This is a genomic window from Aquiluna sp. (assembly GCF_965064355.1).
Window position 1 is genome coordinate 1 of the sequence record NZ_CBCHRQ010000102.1, and the last position, 3,127, is coordinate 3,127.

Sequence of the window (3,127 nt, forward strand, 5' to 3'; positions counted from 1 at the left end):
GTTTCGCGTTGCCAAAGCGGCTGAGTCGGGTGCAGGTGTCCTGTTGAGCTACGGAAACTACATGGGGGACACCCTGAATTTTTCACTAGCTCAAGAGCAGCTGAGGGCACTTGGGTTAGACGTTAGAACGGTTCGAGTCACCGATGACATCTCAAGCGCTCCAGCAGACAGCGCCTCGGAGCGCCGGGGAGTTGCAGGCGACTTGGTCGTTTTCAAGATAGCGGGCGCGGCTGCGGACCTGGGCTACGACCTTGATGCCGTCGAGCGAGTTGCAATTGAAGCCAACAGTCGTGTTCGCACTTTCGGGGTAGCGTTTTCGGGCTGCACACTTCCAGGAGCGGACTCACCACTGTTTTCAGTTCCGGCCGGAAAGATGGCACTCGGACTCGGGGTTCACGGCGAACCCGGGATAGGTGAGGAAGATCTCCCGACTCCCGAGGGTCTTGCGAAGGTGCTGGTAGGGCGACTCTTACCTGAGGTGAGAGCAATGGACTCTAAGCGGATCACAGTGCTGCTAAACGGACTGGGCACCATGAAGTACGAGGAGCTCTTCGCCGTTTATGGATTCGTCGCGCGAGAACTGCTCGGATACGGTTTCGAGGTCATTGAGCCTGAGGTCGGCGAGTTGGTTACCAGCCTTGATATGGCGGGCTGCTCCCTAACTATCGCGTCTCTGACTCCAGAACTCGAGGGACTATGGCTCAGAGACTGCAATACTCCCGCCTTTAAGAAGGTGAGGGCAAAAGCCGATGAGTTGGAGGTTTCCCAGAGCTATTCCATGCAGGGGGAAGCATTCAGTGAGCCAGAAAACTCGGCTCACTACGCAGCACATGTGCGCAGAGTGTTTGATGAGCTGGAAGCGCTGATGCGAGCACAAGAGAGTCGGCTTGGAGAGCTCGACACCCTTGTTGGTGATGGCGATCACGGTATTGGGATGGCGCGCGGCGCAGCCGGTGCCGCTAGAAAACTCTCAGAAAGTGACGTCCGTGGAGTCGTGCAGGGACTCAGCATCGCGGCCAGCGGTTGGAGCGAGTCCGGAGGTGGAACCTCGGGTGCAATATGGGGCATCTTCCTGAGTTCCATGGCTTCATCGCTTTCAACTCAGTCCACACTCTCGGCCACCTCGATTGCTGACGCCTTGAAATACGCAGCAGATCAGGTGCAGGAGATTGGTGGGGCTCGCCCAGGGGACAAGACCATGGTCGATGCCATGGTGCCATTCGTCGAAACTTTCTCTGCGCGCGTGCAATCCGGTGACGGCTTGAGCGCCTCCTGGGTCGCCGCCAGTGCAGAGGCAAATGCTCAGGCGTCGGCTACCGCCAAGCTGTTACCACGAGTTGGCCGAGCCCGAATTCACGGCGAAAAGGGAGTCGGGCATCCGGATGCCGGAGCAATTTCTTTTGCGCTGAGCGTTGAGTCGCTCAACACCATCATGACTGAGATTGGAAGGGATTAGAGATGCCTCAGATTATTTCTATCGGCAGCGATGACGCCGGTTTTCGCTACAAGGAGGAACTCAAGAAGCTTTTGGAGTCGGATCCCAGGGTCTCAAAGGTTGTGGACTTTGGTGTCTCGGCAAACGACACGACCGCGTACCCGACAGTCGCATTTGATGTGGCGAACAGCATTGCTCGTGGAGATGCTCAGCGTGGTCTTTTGATCTGCGGCACCGGTCTAGGGATGGCAATCTCAGCAAACAAGGTCAGCGGTATTCGCGCTGTAACCGCTCACGACAGCTACTCAGTCGAACGCGGGGTGCTCAGCAATAATGCACAGGTTTTGACCATGGGCGAGCGAGTGATTGGTCTTGAACTTGCTAAGCGTTTAGTTCGTGAGTGGCTCGGCTACGAATTCGATGAAACCTCGGCTTCAGCTGAGAAGGTTCGACTGATTTCTGAATTCGATGGGAGCTGCTAATGCCGAAACTAGCAATCACACTTGGTGACCAGGCCGGCATTGGCCCGGAGATTGTTCTCAAGCTTCTTACGAAACCAGAGAATCTCTCAAAGGTTCAGGTGCAATTACTCGCCGATCCCGAAGAGGTCGCTCTGGCCGAGTCCCAGACCGGACTGCAGCTGCAATGGTCTCTGGACGAGGAGCCAGGAAAGGTGCAGCTGATTCCCAGTGGTAAGGCCGATATGAGTATCGAGTTGGGAAAGGTCAGCGAGGCTGCTGGTCGGCGCGTAATGGCAGGCCTAATGCAAGGTCTGGCAATGGCTAAGTCGGGAAAGACCAACGCGATCATGTTTGGACCGCTAAATAAAACCAGCCTAAAACTGGCTGGTATGCACCACGAGGATGAGTTGCGCTTGTTTGCCACGGAGCTCGAGTTTGATGGGTTCACCTCCGAACTGAACATTCTTGACTCACTCACCACGGCGCGGGTCACCTCTCACATTCCTATTAGTGAGGTTGCCCAAAAGGTCACTTTCCAAAACGTCATGTCAGCAATTCACCTTCTGCGCGAGAGCTTAATCGTCTCGGGAAAGCCAAACCCCAGACTCGGCATCTGCGGACTAAATCCGCACGCTGGCGAGAATGGAAACTTTGGTCGTCAGGAAATCGACATCATCGCCCCGGCAGTTGAGGCGGCCCAGGCGGAGGGGATCGATATCGATGGTCCGTATCCATCCGACACGATTTTCGCCACGAAAAGACACCTTTTTGACGGGATTGTGACCATGTACCACGACCAAGGCCAGATTGCCATGAAGCTAATTGGCTTCGATTCTGGTGTAACCGTGCAGGGCGGACTCCCGATCTCAATCGCTACGCCAGCGCATGGAACCGCATTTGACCTGGTTGGCCAAAACAAGGCCAACATTGGTGCTAGCCAAGCGGCCTTTGACTACAGCGTCAGGGCTGCAATTCGCAATGCGGAGAAGAATTCGTGAAGCTTTACGGCTCACGGGTAGGGGCAAAGATGCCCTTTTTCAACGAAGAAAGTGGAAAGAAATGAAGCCCAAAGGAAAATTCATCAAGGCGGCCTCTCTAGCTTCTTTGGCACTGCTAACGCTCACAGCTTGCGCAACAACAAGTGAGCCTGCAGAGACAACTGAGGCCAGCCCTACCGAAACTACCGAGACTGAGACCGCATTCGCACTCTCTGGTCCAATCACGATGATTG

Annotated in this window: 3 protein-coding genes; all 3 read left to right on the plus strand. The window is 55.4% G+C overall.

From position 1 onward, the window contains the following. On the plus strand, positions 1-1,456 hold a 1,456-nt coding region (locus tag AC128V_RS06995; protein ID WP_482763949.1), incomplete at its 5' end, for a dihydroxyacetone kinase family protein. Positions 1,457-1,458: 2 nt separating this feature from the next. Next, positions 1,459-1,917 (plus strand): ribose-5-phosphate isomerase, encoded by a 459-nt coding sequence (locus AC128V_RS07000; RefSeq protein ID WP_482763950.1) that lies wholly within the window; start codon positions 1,459-1,461, stop codon positions 1,915-1,917. Beyond that, on the plus strand, positions 1,917-2,894 hold the full coding sequence (locus tag AC128V_RS07005) for a 4-hydroxythreonine-4-phosphate dehydrogenase PdxA (protein WP_482763951.1): 978 nt from the start codon (positions 1,917-1,919) through the stop codon (positions 2,892-2,894). The genes AC128V_RS07000 and AC128V_RS07005 overlap by 1 nt, the downstream gene beginning before the upstream one ends. Positions 2,895-3,127 lie beyond the last annotated feature (233 nt).